The sequence below is a fragment of the Allobosea psychrotolerans genome (assembly GCF_002917105.1).
In the GTDB taxonomy this organism is placed as follows: Bacteria; Pseudomonadota; Alphaproteobacteria; order Rhizobiales; family Beijerinckiaceae; genus Allobosea; species Allobosea psychrotolerans.
Genome location: NZ_PQFZ01000019.1, coordinates 1 through 15,598 on the forward strand (window position 1 = coordinate 1; position 15,598 = coordinate 15,598).

Here is a 15,598-nt window from a genome sequence, read left to right on the forward strand (position 1 = left end):
GCGTTGATCTCGTTGATGCCGGCGACGAGCTTCTGCATCTGCTCGTCGGCATGCTCGATCTCGAGCCGCGCCGAGAAATCGCCCGACGCCGCAGCCGCAACGACCTCGCCGACATCCGTCACGACGGACGCCATCGACTCCGCCGCCCGCAACCGCGCTGCGGCCGATTCGCGCTCCTGCTCCTGAAACGCCGCGACTTTCTCGGTGCTCTCGCGCAGGACCGAGACGGCGCGCGCCATGGTTCCGACTTCGTCGGCGCGCTGCGTGTGCGGCACGTCGATCTTGGTTTCGCCCTGTGTCAGCCTGTCCATCACCCCGCTGAGATCGATCAGCGGCTTGATGATGGCGCGCCGCGAGAATGCCAGGGCGCCGGCAATCGAAGCGCCCAGCAGCAGGAGCAGGGCGACGGGCAGGATGATGCGCAATTTCGAGGCGAAGGCGGCCGTGTCGGCCTCGATCGCGTCGCTGGTGTCCTCATTGGCCTGGCTGAACGTGGCCAGTTCCTCCATCAGGGCAGCGCGATTGCGCCGGCTGGCATCGCCATTGCCCCAGGCGTCGGCGGCTCGCCCGGAGACTTCCTGGACCAGGCGTATCGTCTCGACCCGGTTGGCGACGAATTCCTCGATCAGCTTGCCGATCTTCTCAGTCCGCGAGCGCTCGGTCTCGGGAATGGTCTTCAGGAGAATCTTGAGTCGGTCGTCGACCTTGCCCAACCCCTTCTCCATCGCCGTGGCGGCGAGCTTCGCCTCATGGGGGTTGCGTGACATATAGGCCAGCCGGGAATCCTCGCTGAGCTGGTTGATCGCGACATTGAGCCGCTCCGTCGCCAGCATCGTGTCATTCTGGCGAGAGACGCGCAGATTCATCGTCTCGAGGCTGGAAATCGCCATGAGTGCGCTGGCCAGTGCGATGATGGCGCCGAAGGCGACAATGCCGATCAGACCAAGAATTTTGACCCGAATTGATTTCATCTTATCCCCCGGCCGATCGCGCAATATCGACAAATTTCGTGTGTTTTAGCGGGGGTGATTGAAGGCCGAGTTAATCTTGCCCTTGGAAAGGAACAAAAAAGCCAGAAAATTGCCCATTCTCAAGGCGCTGCCTGCCCTCGACGGGGCAGCGATTTCGTGGCGACGGTGCAAGCGAGCCGGCCCGGGCGCTGCGGATGTTTCAAACTCCTGCCCTTGCTGCCGCAGGGCTTGTCCAAGCCCTTGTCGCGCTCGATGGCCTCGTCGTGCTCGATTCCTGCAGGCTGCGTCCCAAACCGCCTTTCCAGATCGGGGCGAAATGCTTTAGGAGCGTTCCAACCAACGCGCATGAGGCATGACGAGCATGGCGAACGATCTGTCCCCTCCGAGCCAGCAGCTCGTCACGGTCTTCGGTGGTTCAGGCTTCGTCGGGCGCCATGTCGTGCGCGCCCTCGTCAAGCGCGGCTATCGCGTGCGCGTCGCGGTGCGCAGGCCCGATCTCGCCGGCTTCCTGCAGCCGCTCGGCACCGTCGGTCAGATCCATGCGGTGCAGGCCAATCTGCGCTATCCCGATTCGGTCGCGGCCGCGATCAAGGGAGCGGACGCTGTCGTCAACCTGGTCGGCATCCTGCAGGAGGGCGGCCGCCAGAGCTTTGCCGGCGTCCATGCCAATGGCGCGCGCGCCGTTGCCCAGGCCTGCGCGGCGCTGGGCGTCTCGCGGCTGGTCCAGATTTCGGCGATCGGCGCCAGCCAGGATTCGAAGTCGAGCTATGGCCGCAGCAAGGCCGAAGGCGAGGCTGCGGTCCTTGCGCTCGTGCCTGGCGCGGTCGTGCTGCGGCCTTCGATCATGTTCGGACCCGAGGACGGCTTCTTCAACCGCTTCGCCGCGCTCGCCCGGATGCTGCCGGTGCTGCCGCTGGTCGGCGGCGGCGAGACGAAATTCCAGCCGGCCTTCGTCGGCGATGTCGCGGAAGCGATCGCGCTGGCCGTCGATGGTGCGGTCGCTGGCGGGCGCGTCTATGAGTTGGGCGGCCCCGAGGTGAAGAGCTTCAGGGAGCTCGTCGCCTATATCTGCGAGATCACCGGCCGCAAGCGCCTCTTGGTCTCGCTGCCATTCCCGCTGGCGCGGCTGCAGGCGCGCATCATCGAGATCGTCGACATGCTGACGCTCGGGCTCTTGCCGAACGAACTGAAGCTGACCCGTGATCAGGTGACGCTGCTGGAGAGCGATAATGTCGTCTCGCATGCGGCGAAGGCGGAGGGCCGCGATTTCGCCGGGCTCGGCATCGCGCCGAGCTCGGTCGAGGCCGTGGTGCCGTCCTATCTCTGGCGGTTCCGCAAGACCGGTCAGTTCGACGCGGCGCGCGCGGGCTGAGGCTTGTCGCGACGATGGGCGTCGATCTGATCATCTATGACTGCGATGGCACGCTCATCGACACCGAGACGCTCTATGGCGAGGTCAGTCTGGCTGCCTGCCATGCGCTCGGCCTGACGCAATGGACGCTCGACCATTATGTCGACCAGATCGTCGGCATTCCGTGGTCGGACGGCGTCAAGATCATCGAGGCCGCGCATGGCCGCGCGCTGCCGGTCGATTTCGAGACAAGGATCGAGGAGGCTGTCGCGCTGCGGCTCGAAAACGAGGTGCGCGCCCTGCCGGGCGTGCGCGAGGCGGTCGGCGCGATCGGCGGCCTGCGCTGCGTCGCCTCATCGACCAGCCTGGCCCCGCTGCGGCGCAATCTCGGCATTGCCGGTCTCGTCGATCTGTTCGACCCTCATATCTTCTCGGCTTCTCAGGTCGCTCGCGGCAAGCCTCATCCCGACGTGTTCCTGTTCGCGAGCGATCAGATGGGGGTTACGCCGCGCAACTGCCTGGTGATCGAGGATTCCGTGCCGGGCGTCCTGGCGGCGCGGGCCGCCGGGATGACCGTCATCGGCTTCACCGGCGTCTCGCACGACAAGCAGCGCAGCGCGGCTCGCCTGAGCGAAGCCGGCGCGGTGCAGATCATCGACGATTTCGGGCTCTGGCCCGATACCGTGGCTGGCCTCGGCGCGCCTGCCGCAGCCTGAGATGGCGACGCCGGCCTCCGCTCATCTCAGAGCCGTTTAGGAATTCCCTCAGCCCTCATCCTGAGGAGCCATTCCCGTGGGAATGGCGTCTCGAAGGATGCTCCAGGAGGCTCCCGAACCATCTGGAGCATCCTTCGAGACGCTGCTTCGCAGCTCCTCAGGATGAGGGCTGGAGGTTCAAAATGGTGTCTCAGAGCATGCTGGGCAGCACCCGGTCCGGCGGCTTGTGCCCGTCCATGAAGGTCTTGATGTTGACGATGACCTTCTCGCCCATATCGGCGCGGCCCTCATGCGTGGCCGAGCCCATATGGGGCAGCACCACGATGCGGTGCTGGCGGGCGAGCCTGAGCAGGCGCGGATTGACCGCAGGCTCGCTCTCGAAGACGTCGAGGCCAGCGCCTGCGAGCTCTCCGGCTTCCAGCATGCGCGCCAGCGCGGTCTCGTCGACGATCTCGCCACGCGCCGTGTTCACCAGGATCGCGTCGGGCTTCATCAGCTTCAACCGGCGGGCCGAGAGCAGATGGTAGGTCGCCGGCGTATGCGGGCAGTTGACCGAGACGATGTCCATCCGCGCCAGCATCTGGTCGAGCGAATCCCAATAGGTCGCGTCGAGCTTCTCCTCGATGCGGGCGTCGAGGCGGCGGCGGTTGTGATAATGGATCGAGAGGCCGAAGGCGGCGGCGCGGCGCGCGACCGCCTGGCCGATACGGCCCATGCCGACGATGCCGAGCCGTTTGCCGGTGATGCGGCGGCCGAGCATCCAGGTCGGCGACCAGCCGGCCCATTCGTCGTCGGGGATGACGCGCGCGCCCTCGGCGATGCGCCGCGCCACGGCGAGGATCAGCGCGATCGTCATATCGGCGGTGTCGTCGGTCAGCACGCCAGGCGTGTTGGTCACGGTGATGCCGCGCTGCACGGCGCTGGTCACGTCGATATTATCGACGCCGTTGCCGAAATTCGCGATCAGCCTGAGCTGGTCACCGGCTTGGGCAATGATCCCGGCGTCGATCCTGTCGGTCACTGTCGGCACCAGCACGTCGGCGGTCTTCACAGCCTCGACCAGCGCGGCCTGGCTCATCGGGGTATCGTCGATGTTGAGGCGAGCGTCGAACAGTTCGCGCATGCGCGTTTCGACCACGGCTGGGAGCTTGCGTGTCACGACGACCAGCGGCTTTTTCTTCGTCATGGACCCCTCCTCCAGCGCTTGCCTGTGCTTCGCCGCCTTTTGGCCTCAACCCGCCATTAACCGCAGGGCTTCAGGAATGAGGGGTGGCGTGACCGCGCGTGCCTGCCTCGTTGTCTAAGTGGCGGCGCGGCGGATGACAACATGGCCCTTCGCCGGATGAGTCCGGCGCGCAGGCCTTGTTGTGGGACGGAGATTGGACGGATGCTGGGATTGTCGGTGCGCGGTGTTTGGCTTGGCCTTGCGATGTTCGCGGCCATGAGCGGGGGCTCTGTCGCGCTGGCCCAGGATACGCAGGCGGGCTCGGTCACGGGTTTGCCCGTGCCGCGCTATGTCAGCCTGAAGTCGGACCGGGTGAATCTGCGCGAAGGCCCCTCCAAGGAACATCGCACGCGCTGGGTCTATCAGCGCGCCGGCCTGCCGGTCGAGATCGTCGCCGAATTCGAAACCTGGCGACGCGTGCGCGACGCCGACGGCGCCGAGGGTTGGGTCCTGCACAGCCTGCTGTCGGGCCGTCGCACCGCGCTCGTCGCGCCCTGGTCGAAGGCCAAGGACGAGACCTTCACCTTGCGCGCCTCCGCCGACGAAAAATCAGCCGTGGTGGCGCAGCTTCAGTCAGGCGTCATCACCAATGTCGCGAGCTGCGCCAATGCCTGGTGCCGTGTCGGTATCGGCAAGGTCGAGGGCTATCTCCGCCAGGACCGGCTCTGGGGCGTCTACCCCAATGAGAAGATCGACTAGAGGCAGGCGGTCGCCGGCGCAACCCTCGATCGCCACGGCGATGGAGGCGCTTTTCTTGCCGGGATGAAGCGGGGAACCCTCCCGTAGGGAGAGGGCAGGGTGAGGGGTCGACCGTTTGACGTGTCGATCGCGAGCTAACCGCTGCGTTGCTGTGAGGCGGGTAGTGAACTGGTCCAGGGGCCTGCACCTCACCCCTGCCCCTCTCCTTACAGGAGAGGGGTTCCCCGCGCCATTTCTGTCATGCTTGGGCTTGATCCGAGCGTCCACAAGCCCCGACCAACGAAGGCAGGGAGCTTTCGCCTCAGTTGGCGATCTTGCGCAGGCGCACGACGACATCGACCCGGGCGATCTCGTAACCCTCGGGCGGCTCCGGCAGTTCGGCGACGTCCACCGCCGAGGCCGGGATGTCGATCACCGTATTCTCGCCATCCACCACGAAATGATGGTGCTCGCTGTTGTCGGTGTCGAAATAGGTCTTGGCGCCGTCGATCGCGAGTTCGCGCAGCAGGCCGGCCTGGGTGAACTGGTGCAGCGTGTTATAGACGGTGGCGAGCGAAACCGGCACGCGCGCCTTCATCGCTTCCTCATAGAGCATCTCGGCGCTGACATGCCGGTCGCCCTTGGCGAACAGGAGCCAGCCCAGCGAGACGCGCTGGCGGGTCGGACGCAAGCCTACGCGCCGCAGGCGCTGGCGCACATCATGGAACGGGCAGCCTTGTCGCGCGCTCGATCCGTAGCCCTGGTCCTGGGAAATCAGATCGGTCATGCCTTGGGCGGGCCTCTTCATAGGGTTGGGTGACGCGGATGGTGCGTCACGAATAGATTATAACTGATGTAAGGCTTCAGCCTCTGCCTCGCAAGCTTGAGGCTGTTTTCCCGATGGCGCGCGCCTGCTGACAGCTTCGTGAGGCAGGCTGTCGCAATGCTCTTGGCCCACCGGGAGCAGCGCCATGTCCGATATGAGCTATCTCTGGCTGTTTTTCTCGCTCGTTCTCGGCATCGTCATCGTGCCGGGCATGGATATGGCCTTCGTGCTGGCGAATTCGCTCGCTGGAGGGCGCCGCGGCGGTCTCTTCGCGACAGGCGGTGTCATCGCGGCGGGAATCTGCCACGTCGTCATCGGCGTGCTCGGCGTCGGCATCGTGCTGCAGCTCGTGCCGGCGGCCTTCAACATCATGCTGTTGCTCGGCGCTGGCTATGTTGGCTGGCTCGGCTTTTGTCTGTTCCGGAACGGCGCCGCGCTGGGCAGGGTCGAGCCTGCCGAGCAGCGGACGGCCTGGACGATCTTCAGCCAGGGGGCGCTGACCAACCTTTTGAATCCAAAGGCCTATCTGTTCATGCTCGCGGTGTTCCCGCAGTTCCTGAAGCCTGAGGCGGGGCGGATCTGGCTCCAGGCCGCCATTTTGAGCCTGATCATCGCGCTGACGCAGGCGCTGGTCTATGGTTCGCTGGCTGTCGTGGCCGGCGGAGGGCGCACGGCTCTCGCGGCACGCCCCAATGCGACGGTCCTGATTGGCCGGGCGGTCGGGATTCTGCTGATGCTGGTGGCGGTCGTCACAGCCTTCGAAGGCTGGCGCCGTCCCTGATCTTTGCCGGAATCGCTGCGCCTGCGCCCTTCCGTTCCCGCGCAGCGCCGTGTTAGGCACGGCGCGAGATCAGATGAACCGCCGGCCCTGACGGCCGGAACGGAACGGAGCGGAACGAGAATGGAGCGGCAATCGTCATTCAGCTACGAGGAGATCCTCGCCTGCGGTCGCGGGGAGCTGTTCGGGCCCGGCAATGCGCAATTGCCGCTGCCGCCCATGCTGATGGTCGACCGCATCGTCGAGATCACTGAGACCGGCGGCCCCAACGGCAAGGGCCTGGTGCGTGCCGAGCTCGATGTGCGCCCCGACCTCTGGTTCTTCGACTGCCATTTCAAGGGCGATCCGGTGATGCCGGGCTGCCTCGGCCTCGATGCGCTCTGGCAGCTCACCGGCTTCTTCCTGGGTTGGCTCGGCCTGCCCGGCCGGGGCCGGGCGCTGGGCGTCGGCGAGGTCAAGTTCGCCGACCAGGTGCTGCCCTCGGTCAAGCAGGTGGTCTACGGCGTCGAGTTCAAGCGCGTCTTCAAATCGAAGCTCGTGCTCGGCATCGCCGATGGCTGGCTGGAGGCCGACGGCAAGCGGATCTACACGGTCAGCGACATGCGCGTCGGCCTGTTCAAGCCCGAAGCTGCTTGAGGAAAAGCGCCGCGCAGGCTTGCGCGCGCCAGCCGCGCGGTCCATTTGCGCGGTGACGACAGAAAAGAGCCGGGGCCCTGGAGCGCCGGCCGCATGAGATATCGAGCTGGAGAAGCGAGCATGAGACGCGTTGTGGTCACCGGGATGGGCATCGTCTCGTCCATCGGCAACAATACGCAGGAAGTGCTGTCTTCGCTGCACGAGGCTAAATCGGGCATCTCCTTCATGCCCGAATTCGCCGAGCACGGCTTCCGCAGCCGCGTCGGCGGCGCGCCGACGCTCGATCCGGCGACCGTGCTCGACCGGCGCGCCATGCGCTTCCATGGCGGCGGCTCGGCCTGGAACCAGGTCGCCATGGAGCAGGCGATCCTCGATTCGGGCCTCGAGACGGCCGAGGTCAGCCATGAGCGCACCGGCATCATCATGGGCTCGGGCGGCCCCTCCACGCGCGCTCTGATCGATGCCTATGACAAGGCGCGCGAGAGCGGTTCCTCCAAGAAGGTCGGCCCCTTCGCCGTGCCCAAGGGCATGTCCTCGACCGCCTCGGCCACGCTGGCGACCTGGTTCAAGATCAAGGGCGTGAATTATTCGATCTCCTCGGCCTGCGCGACCTCCAATCACTGCATCGGCAATGCCTATGAACTGATCCAGTGGGGCAAGCAGGACGTCATCTTCGCCGGCGGCTGCGAGGAACTCGACTGGACCTTGTCGGTGCTGTTCGACGCCATGGGCGCGATGTCGTCGGACTTCAACGAGACGCCGTCGCGCGCCTCGCGCGCCTATGACGTCAAGCGCGACGGTTTCGTCATCGCCGGTGGCGCCGGCGTCGTCGTGCTGGAGGAACTCGAGCACGCCAGGGCGCGCGGCGCCAAGATCTATGGCGAGATCGTCGGCTATGGCGCGACCTCGGACGGCTACGACATGGTCGCCCCCTCCGGCGAGGGCGCGGTCCGCTGCATGAGGATGGCGCTGGAGACCGTCAAGGCCAAGGTCGACTACATCAACCCGCATGGCACCTCGACCCCGGTCGGTGACGCCAAGGAGATCGAGGCGATCCGCGAGGTCTTTGGGGCCGGCGAAAAGGCCCCGCCGATCTCGGCGACCAAGTCGCTGACCGGCCATTCGCTCGGCGCGACCGGCGTTCAGGAGGCGATCTACTCGCTCTTGATGCTGAACAACGACTTCATCTGCGAGAGCGCCCATATCGAGGAGCTCGACCCCGCCTTCGCCGACATGCCGATCGTGCGCAAGCGCATCGACAATGCCGGCCTCGGCTGCGTGCTGTCGAACTCCTTCGGCTTCGGCGGCACCAACGCCACGATCGTGATGAAGCGGCTGGAGGCGTAACGCCCGATGCTCTTCATGGTGATCGAGCATTTCGACCAGGCCCGGGTGAAGGACATCTATGCCCGCTTCCACGAGCGCGGCCGCATGGCGCCCGAAGGCCTGACCTATGTCGATAGCTGGATCTCGGCCGACTTCGCCCGCTGTTTCCAGATCATGGCATGCGACGACGTCACGCTTCTGCAGGAATGGGTGCTGGAATGGGCCGATCTCGCCCGCTTCGAGATCGTGCCGCTGGCCTCGTCCAAGGACACCGCGGCGGCGGTGAAGAAGCATTTGTAGTGCTGGCGCCCGCCTCGGGCTCTCACCAAGGAGTTAGAGCAGGATCAATGCGAAAAACCGGTTTCCACTTTTTCGCATCCTGCTCCTGTGTGATTCATTTAAGCGCTTTGACCGATACTGCCGTTTGACAAGTCCTCGACGCTGACCTCTCGGGATATCCCCATGCTCCCCCTCATGCACAACAAGCGCGGCCTCGTCATGGGTGTCGCCAACCAGAACTCGATCGCCTGGGGCATCGCGCGCACCTTGCACGCGCATGGCGCGCAGATGGCCTTCACCTATCAGGGCGATGCGCTCGGCAAGCGGGTCAAGCCGCTGGCGGAGAGCATCGGCTCGAAGCTCGTCCTGCCCTGCGATGTCGAGGACATCGCCACGGTCGATGCGACCTTTGCCGCGCTCGACGAGGCCTGGGGCGGCGATCCGGAACGCAACACGCTGGACTTCGTCGTCCATGCCATCGGCTTCTCCGACAAGAACGAATTGAAGGGGCTTTATGCCGACACCAGCCGCGAGAATTTCTCGCGCACCATGGTGATCTCCTGCTTCTCCTTCACCGAGGTCGCCAAGCGCGCGGCGCAGCGCATGCCCAAGGGCGGCAGCATGATCACGCTGACCTATGGCGGCTCGACCCGGGTGATGCCGAACTACAATGTCATGGGCGTCGCCAAGGCGGCGCTGGAGGCCAGCATGCGCTATCTCGCGGCCGATTACGGGCCCAAGGGCATCCGCGTGAACGCGCTCTCGCCCGGGCCGGTGCGGACGCTCGCCGGCGCCGGTATTTCGGATGCGCGCGCCATGTATTCCTGGCAGCGCGCCAACTCGCCCTTGCGCAAGTCGGTTTCGCTGGAGGAGATCGGCGGCTCGGCGCTATATTACCTGTCGGATCTCTCCGGCGGTGTGACCGGCGACATCCACCATGTCGATGCCGGCTACAATATCACCTCGATGCCGGTGCTGGACGGCCTGCGCGCTGCCGATAGCGCCGCGGGCGAGGAGAGGTAGGCGGCTGCTGGAGCAGGATGCGAAAAGTGGGAACCGGTTTTTTACATTGATCCGGCTCTAGGAACGCAAGACAGACCGCAGTTCACTTGTCGAAACAGGAGACGCGCGATGGTCACGGTCAAATATGAAGTTGTCGAGCATGATGGCGGCTGGGCCTACAGGGTCGGCGACGCCTTGTCCGAGACGTTTCGCACGCATGATGCCGCGCTCAAGGCCGCGACGAGCGCGGCGGCGCGGCAGACCCTGGCCGGCACGACCGACGGCATCGTCTATCAGGACAAGGACGGCGCCTGGCACGAGGAACTCGCCGACGGCAAGGACAGGCCCTTGACCAGGGTCATCGACCAGAAATAGCCGCTAGGTTTTTGTTTTAGCGCGTTTTCTTCACGCGAAACGGTGCCCGCTTCGCTCGAAAGCGCTCTGGCGCGGCTTCTGCAGCCGCGCCTGGGTCTTACCGCACCGTGAAGAAGGTCAGCAAGACCTTGCCCTTCTCGCCGAGCAGGCAGAGGAAGCGGCGCGGCTTGTCCGAGCGGTCGGTGCGCAGATAGGCCTCGCCCATGATGATGCGCGTGATCGGCGTGTCCTCGACCTTGGTTTCGGCGGTGGCGATCGTCGCCCCATCCTCGTCGATATAGATGTCCTTGATCTCCGGATCCTTGGCCGAGATCGTGTGAAGCGCCGTCGTTTTGCAGGAGGCGATTTCGGTCGAGGCCGGCTTCTCGGGCGGCGTGCCGGAGGTTGGTCCGGCGGTCGGCGCGGTCTGGGCGAGCGCCGGCGCAGCAAGGCAGGTCGCGATCAGCAGGGCAGGGACAGTCAGGCGCGTCATGAGGTGCACTCGGTTTGAGGTGAGTGCTGAACGCATGAGATAGGCGGTGGTTCAAATGTCCTGTGTCATCCCGTGCGCGCTGCGGCGCGCAGTGCCGCTGCGCTGACACGGGACCGCGATCGTCATGGTCGGGCTTGTCCCACGGCTGTTCGGTTGGGCTTTTGGCCCCTGAACAGATCATGCACGCTCTCCCCTCGCGGGCGAGATGAAGCGAAATGCCGGATGAAGGGCGCGGGGAACCCTCTCCTGTAAGGAGAGGGCAGGGTGAGGTGTCGGCCGTTATCCGGAGCGGACGAGCCCTCACCGCCGCGCGCGGTTGGCTTTGCGCTTAACTGGTCCAGGCGCCGACACCTCATCCCTGCCCTTCTCACTGATCTCGGGCTTGCCCGAGATCAGCACTCAAAGTGTCGAAGTCGGGTAAACCCGACTTCGATGCAGGAGAAGGGTTCCCCGCGCCTGTGTCATTCGTCCCCGCCCGCTGGAAAGCCTTCAATGAACGGAGCTTTTCGACCGCGCGCTCGCAGCGAACCGGACGGTCGTGGGCTTGTCCCGGCCATCCACGTCTTCGATTGTCGAGTGCTGTGACCAAGACGTGGATGCTCGCCACAAGGGCGAGCATGACGGAGAGGCCGCACTTTGCGATTGCGGACCCTTCTTACAGCCCGAGCTTCTTCTTGCGCTGGCCGAGCGTGCGCAGCCGCAGCGCGTTCAGCTTGATGAAGCCGGCTGCGTCGCGGTGGTCATAGGCGACGGCGCCTTCCTCGAAGGTGACGAGATCCTGGTCGTAGAGCGAATAGGGGCTGGAGCGGCCGATCACATGCACGCCGCCCTTGTAGAGCTTGAGGCGCACCGAGCCGGCGACGAATTCCTGGCTCTTGTCGATCAGCGCCTGCAGCATCTCGCGCTCCGGCGAGAACCAGAAGCCGTTATAGATCAGCTCCGCATATTGCGGCATGATCTGGTCCTTGAGATGGGCCGCGCCGCGGTCGAGCGTGATCGATTCGATGGCGCGATGCGCTACGGCCAGGATCGTGCCGCCAGGCGTCTCGTACATGCCGCGCGACTTCATGCCGACGAAGCGGTTCTCGACCAGGTCGAGGCGGCCGATGCCGTTGTCGCGGCCGAGATCGTTGAGCCTGGCGAGCAGGGTTGCGGGCGAGAGCTTCTCGCCGTCGATGCCGACCGCATCGCCCTTTTCGAACTCGATCGAGATCACGGTCGGCTTGTCCGGCGCGTCTTCCGGCGAGATCGTGCGGGAATAGACATAGTCGGGCACTTCCTGCGCGGGATCCTCCAGAACCTTCCCTTCCGAGGAGGCGTGCAGCAGATTGGCGTCGACCGAGAACGGCGCCTCGCCGCGCTTGTCCTTGGCGATCGGGATCTGGTGCTGTTCGGCAAAGGCCAGGAGCTGCTCGCGCGAGCGCAGATCCCATTCGCGCCAGGGCGCGATCACCACGACGTCGGGCTTCAGCGCATAGGCGGTCAATTCGAAGCGGACCTGGTCGTTGCCCTTGCCGGTCGCGCCGTGGGAGACGGCGTCGGCATCGAGCTTTTCGGCGATCTCGATCAGCTTCTTGGCGATCAGCGGGCGCGCGATCGAGGTTCCCAGCAGATAGACGCCTTCATAGGCGGCATTGGCGCGGAACATCGGAAAGACGTAGTCGCGCACGAATTCCTCGCGCAGATCCTCGATGAAGATGTTCTCGGGCTTGATGCCGAGCAGCAGCGCTTTGTCGCGCGCCGGTCCGAGCTCCTCGCCCTGGCCGAGATCGGCGGTGAAGGTCACGACCTCGCATCGATAGGTGGTCTGCAGCCATTTCAGGATGATCGAGGTGTCGAGGCCGCCGGAATAGGCGAGAACGACCTTCTTCACGCTTTTATCGGACATCGGGCAATCTTCCTGTTGCTGCGCGCTCCCGCGTCCCGTCGGGCCGCGTTTTGAACGCAATGGCGCACTATCGCAGCCTCAGCGGCGAAGCAATCGGAACCTTCTGATCGATCCCGCGTCTTCCCGTGATGGATCGGTGTTGATGACGCCCATCGCGAGCGACAGACCGCACCGGCTGCCCTTGCAGTCGGATGTCTGGAAGCCGAAGCTCCGGACGCGCGATTTCAACCTGGATCATCGACTTGGAGGCTGAATGCCGAAGCGTCCTGTTCTGGACTTCTGGTACGAGTTCGCATCGACCTATTCCTGCTTGAGTGCGTTGCGGATCGAGGCTCTGGCGGAGGAGGCCGGCGTGACATTGCGTTGGCGCCCTTTTCTGCTCGGGCCGATCTTCGCTGCGCAAGGCTGGACGACGTCACCGTTCAATCTGTTCCCCAATAAGGGGCGCTATATGTGGCGCGACATGGCGCGCCGCGGCGGCCGCAGCGGGCTCACCTTCGTGCGGCCCGAGACCTTCCCGCAAAATTCGCTGATAGCTGCCCGTCTCGCGCTGGCCGGTCGCGAAGCCGGCTGGATGCCGGCCTTCTCGAAGGCGCTGTTCCGGGCGCAGTTCTGCGAGGGCAGGAATATTGCCGAGGAGGCCGTGCTCAACGCGGCGCTCAAGGCGGCAGGCGCCGATCCCGGCGTCGCCTATGCGGCCTCCCGCAGCGAGGAGGTCAAGGGCCGCCTCAAGGCCGAGACCGAATACGCCAAGTCGATCGGCATCTTCGGGGCGCCGACCTTCGTCACCGAGGATGGGGAGCTGTTCTGGGGCGACGACCGGCTCGAGGAAGCCCTCGACTGGGCCAAGGACGGTTGCTGAGCGCGTTATGGCGGGCTTGCCGGATCGCAAGAGCTTGCCGGACCGCAGGAGTGTCGTGTCGGGCGCGGCTGCTGGTTTGCTCTGCGCAAGGCTTTCTCCTGCCCAGGATCGCCTTGCTCCCGCCCAGGACCGCTCAGCCATCGCCGGCGAACCGCCACGCTACGACCAGCGTCCCCTGAGCCTCGTCCCCAACGCACAGGCCATCGGCAGGCGCTATTGGGTGCCAGGCCTGAACGAGGGCTACGTGCCGCAGGGCCTGACCGTGACGCGAGCCGAGATCCTCGTCGCGGCCTATCGCAGCGTCGATCCCAGGCAGGATAACGGCCTCTCCCGGGTATTTCGCCTGGCGCAAGGCGATGGCCGCCTCGCCGGCAGTTTCGATCTGCCCGAGGCTTATGGCCACCCCGGCGGGCTGGCGGCGCGCGGCACGACGCTCTTCGTAGCCAATTCCGGCCGGCTTCTGGCGCTCGATCTCACGGCTTCGCTCCGCAGCGGCAGTCCCGCCATCATCGCAGAGCGACGCGTCGACAAGGCGATGGGCCCCTCTTTCCTGGCTTGCGACGGTGACGCGCTCTGGTTCGGCCCGTTTCGCCGCCAGGGCGAGGCTACGCTGTATGCCGTCCCGCTGGCGCGCGTCTTCGAAGGCGGCACTGACCCGCTCGGCCCCACTGATGCCGGCCGGCGCCTGCCTCTGCCGCTCCTGGCCCAGGGCGCGACCTTCGATCGCTCGGGCGGGCTCTGGATTTCGGAAAGCGCCGGCAACCGGCCAGGCGCCCTGCACCGGCTCGACCCTCGCAGCGGCGCCGTGCTCGCAAGCTATGCCGCTCCGGGCGGCATCGAGGATCTCGGCTGCGCCTCTGACGGCAGGCTCTGGGCGGTCAGCGAGGCGGGTTCGCAACGCTGGAGCCGCTGGGAGACCTTCTACCCGCTGGTCTTCGAGATCGATCCGGGCAGGCTGATCGCGCGGAGCTGATTAAATCTAAGTTTCAAGACCATCCAGGCCGTCATTGCGAGCACCCGGGTCTTGCCTTCGGCAAGCCCGAGTGCCGGCTCCGCGAAGCACTCCAGGGGACGTCGAGTGTTGCCGCGCCTGGATTGCTTCGTCGCTTTGCTCCTCGCAATGACGGATGATGTCACGGACTGGCACTGCCGCCGCCCTGCGGCGGCCGTGCCCAGGGACCGCGCGCGGCGGATTCCTCGACCATGGTCGGCAGGGTCTGCCGGTCCGCCAGCTTGGGCGGCTGCGGCGGCATCATCGGCACGCGGCCGCCGGCGGTCTCCACCAGCGCCTGCACGCGCTTGGTGATGGAAGGGTGGGTCGAGAACAGATCGGCGAAATCGTCGGGATCGTTCTCGAAGCACATATCCATCACGCCCGAGGGCACGCCGTCGATATCGGCGCGGCCGGCGATCTTGAGCAGCGCCGAGATCATCGCATCGGGGTTCTTGGTCAGTTCGACCGCGCCCGCATCCGCCAGATATTCGCGCGCCCGCGACAGCGAGAGCCGGATCAGCACAGCGAGCAGCCAGGAGACCGCGATCACCGCGAAGCCGATCAGGATCGCGACGAAATTGCCCTTCTTGGTGTCGTCGGACGAAATCCGCACGCGCCCGAGATTGCGGAAGATGATTTCGCCCACGAAGGAGATCACGCCGGCGATGACCACCGCGATCACCATCAGCTTGACGTCGCCATTGCGGATATGGGTGAGCTCATGGGCGAGCACCGCCTCGACCTCGGCGTCGTCGAGCTGGTCGAGCAGGGCGCGCGTCACCGTGACGGTGAATTGCTTGTCGTTGACGCCGCTGGCGAAGGCGTTGAGCGCTTCGCTCTCGACGATGGCGAGCTTGGGCATGGTCAGGCCGCGCGAGATGCAGAGATTCTCCAGCATCCGGTAGAGTTTGGGGTTGTCCTCCCGCGACACCGCGGTCGCGCCGGCAGCGGCGCCGATCAGCCCGACATTGATGCGGAAGCCGATGAAGATCCAGGCTGCGGTCGCGATCGTGATGAAGGGCCACCACGACCAGAACAATCGCGCCGCCTCGCTGAAGGCGCTGCGCCCGCGCGGCACGCCGCCATAGCCGTAGCCGACCAGGATCAGGCCCCAGCTGGTGAGGTAGACCAGCAGGAACAGCCCGACGAGCAGGAAACCGGAGCGGATCCGGTTGTTGCGCTGATGTGTGTAGAGCCCGAAGGCCTGGCCGACCATCGC

17 protein-coding genes are annotated in these 15,598 nt (G+C 65.5%); 11 read left to right on the top strand and 6 right to left on the bottom strand.

All coding sequences use genetic code 11. The annotated features are described in order from the left end of the window. Positions 1 to 971, bottom strand: a 971-nt coding sequence (locus CYD53_RS23895) for a HAMP domain-containing protein (protein WP_146055994.1), incomplete at its 3' end; no start/stop codon positions are given. Positions 972 to 1,332: 361 nt separating this feature from the next. On the opposite strand from CYD53_RS23895, the gene CYD53_RS23900 reads away from it, so the two are divergent. Both CYD53_RS23900 and CYD53_RS23905 read left to right on the top strand, forming a co-directional pair. Then, a complete protein-coding gene (locus CYD53_RS23900; protein ID WP_103720678.1) occupies positions 1,333 to 2,343 on the top strand; it encodes a complex I NDUFA9 subunit family protein in 1,011 nt (336 codons plus the stop codon). 14 nt (positions 2,344 to 2,357) lie between these two features. Then, positions 2,358 to 3,038 carry an HAD family hydrolase gene (locus CYD53_RS23905; protein WP_103720595.1) on the top strand — a complete coding sequence of 227 codons (681 nt, stop codon included), beginning with the start codon at positions 2,358 to 2,360 and terminating at the stop codon, positions 3,036 to 3,038. Positions 3,039 to 3,228: 190 nt separating this feature from the next. Here CYD53_RS23905 and CYD53_RS23910 read toward each other — a convergent pair whose 3' ends face one another. Then, positions 3,229 to 4,224 carry a 2-hydroxyacid dehydrogenase gene (locus tag CYD53_RS23910; protein WP_103720596.1) on the bottom strand — a complete coding sequence of 332 codons (996 nt, stop codon included), beginning with the start codon at positions 4,222 to 4,224 and terminating at the stop codon, positions 3,229 to 3,231. A 201-nt stretch (positions 4,225 to 4,425) separates the two neighbouring features. Here CYD53_RS23910 and CYD53_RS23915 point away from each other — a divergent pair, with 201 nt between their 5' ends. After that, entirely contained in the window at positions 4,426 to 4,962 is a 537-nt protein-coding gene (locus CYD53_RS23915; protein WP_103720597.1) for an SH3 domain-containing protein, read from the top strand. A 301-nt stretch (positions 4,963 to 5,263) separates the two neighbouring features. Here CYD53_RS23915 and irrA read toward each other — a convergent pair whose 3' ends face one another. Continuing rightward, entirely contained in the window at positions 5,264 to 5,728 is a 465-nt protein-coding gene (gene irrA / locus CYD53_RS23920; RefSeq protein WP_069689581.1) for an iron response transcriptional regulator IrrA, read from the bottom strand. Positions 5,729 to 5,912: 184 nt separating this feature from the next. Here irrA and CYD53_RS23925 point away from each other — a divergent pair, with 184 nt between their 5' ends. The 6 genes from CYD53_RS23925 to CYD53_RS23950 all read left to right on the top strand — a co-directional run bounded on the left by CYD53_RS23925 (position 5,913) and on the right by CYD53_RS23950 (position 10,163). Further along, positions 5,913 to 6,548 (top strand): LysE family translocator, encoded by a 636-nt coding sequence (locus CYD53_RS23925; RefSeq protein WP_103720599.1) that lies wholly within the window; start codon positions 5,913 to 5,915, stop codon positions 6,546 to 6,548. Positions 6,549 to 6,668: 120 nt separating this feature from the next. Beyond that, complete coding sequence (gene fabA, locus CYD53_RS23930; RefSeq protein ID WP_103720600.1) at positions 6,669 to 7,181, top strand: 3-hydroxyacyl-[acyl-carrier-protein] dehydratase FabA; 513 nt, start codon at positions 6,669 to 6,671, stop codon at positions 7,179 to 7,181. Between the two features lie 120 nt (positions 7,182 to 7,301). Beyond that, positions 7,302 to 8,528, top strand: coding sequence for a beta-ketoacyl-ACP synthase I (gene fabB / locus CYD53_RS23935; protein ID WP_103720601.1), 1,227 nt, complete (start codon positions 7,302 to 7,304; stop codon positions 8,526 to 8,528). 6 nt (positions 8,529 to 8,534) lie between these two features. Further along, positions 8,535 to 8,807 (top strand): DUF3303 domain-containing protein, encoded by a 273-nt coding sequence (locus tag CYD53_RS23940; protein WP_103720602.1) that lies wholly within the window; start codon positions 8,535 to 8,537, stop codon positions 8,805 to 8,807. Positions 8,808 to 8,969: 162 nt separating this feature from the next. Beyond that, positions 8,970 to 9,809: an enoyl-ACP reductase FabI gene (gene fabI, locus CYD53_RS23945; protein WP_103720603.1), complete on the top strand. Its 840-nt coding sequence runs from the start codon at positions 8,970 to 8,972 to the stop codon at positions 9,807 to 9,809. A 108-nt stretch (positions 9,810 to 9,917) separates the two neighbouring features. Then, the gene (locus tag CYD53_RS23950; protein ID WP_103720604.1) at positions 9,918 to 10,163 is read left to right on the top strand and encodes a DUF2188 domain-containing protein; all 246 of its coding nucleotides are present in this window, start codon (positions 9,918 to 9,920) and stop codon (positions 10,161 to 10,163) included. A 97-nt stretch (positions 10,164 to 10,260) separates the two neighbouring features. Here the strand turns inward: CYD53_RS23950 and CYD53_RS23955 are convergent, their stop codons facing one another. After that, positions 10,261 to 10,635: a hypothetical protein gene (locus tag CYD53_RS23955; protein WP_103720605.1), complete on the bottom strand. Its 375-nt coding sequence runs from the start codon at positions 10,633 to 10,635 to the stop codon at positions 10,261 to 10,263. Positions 10,636 to 11,290: 655 nt separating this feature from the next. Further along, complete coding sequence (locus CYD53_RS23960) at positions 11,291 to 12,523, bottom strand: argininosuccinate synthase (protein WP_103720606.1); 1,233 nt, start codon at positions 12,521 to 12,523, stop codon at positions 11,291 to 11,293. A gap of 253 nt (positions 12,524 to 12,776) precedes the next feature. On the opposite strand from CYD53_RS23960, the gene CYD53_RS23965 reads away from it, so the two are divergent. Both CYD53_RS23965 and CYD53_RS23970 read left to right on the top strand, forming a co-directional pair. After that, on the top strand, positions 12,777 to 13,385 hold the full coding sequence (locus CYD53_RS23965) for a 2-hydroxychromene-2-carboxylate isomerase (RefSeq protein ID WP_103720607.1): 609 nt from the start codon (positions 12,777 to 12,779) through the stop codon (positions 13,383 to 13,385). A 7-nt stretch (positions 13,386 to 13,392) separates the two neighbouring features. Continuing rightward, complete coding sequence (locus CYD53_RS23970; RefSeq protein ID WP_103720608.1) at positions 13,393 to 14,358, top strand: NHL repeat-containing protein; 966 nt, start codon at positions 13,393 to 13,395, stop codon at positions 14,356 to 14,358. Between the two features lie 160 nt (positions 14,359 to 14,518). Here CYD53_RS23970 and CYD53_RS23975 read toward each other — a convergent pair whose 3' ends face one another. Further along, entirely contained in the window at positions 14,519 to 15,595 is a 1,077-nt protein-coding gene (locus CYD53_RS23975; RefSeq protein ID WP_103720609.1) for a M48 family metallopeptidase, read from the bottom strand. Positions 15,596 to 15,598: the final 3 nt, after the last annotated feature.